This window comes from Dietzia sp. IBK-p2-15D (genome assembly GCF_057773105.1).
Genome location: NZ_JBYMTK010000147.1, coordinates 1 through 255, shown reverse-complemented (window position 1 = coordinate 255; position 255 = coordinate 1). Strand labels below are relative to the sequence as shown.

1 protein-coding gene is annotated in these 255 nt (G+C 70.6%); it reads left to right on the top strand.

The features are described 5' to 3' along the window. Positions 1-255, top strand: a 255-nt coding sequence (locus tag AC3DEV_RS17290) for a malate:quinone oxidoreductase (RefSeq protein ID WP_488372922.1), incomplete at both ends; no start/stop codon positions are given.

The following is a 255-nucleotide window of genomic DNA, read 5'->3' as shown; positions in this document are numbered from 1 at the left end:
TGAGCCTGGTCAAGTACCTCATCACCGAACTCGCGAAGAACCACGGTGCGCGGGTCGACGCACTGCGCGACTTCGTGCCCTCGGCGCAGGACGGGGAGTGGGAGAAGGTCATCGCCGGCCAGCGTGTCCAGGTGATCAAGCCCAGCGGCCGGGGCGGAACCCTCGAGTTCGGCACCGCCGTGGTCAACGCGGCGGACGGGTCCATCGCGGGTCTGCTCGGAGCCTCCCCGGGCGCCTCCACCGCGGTGGACGCCA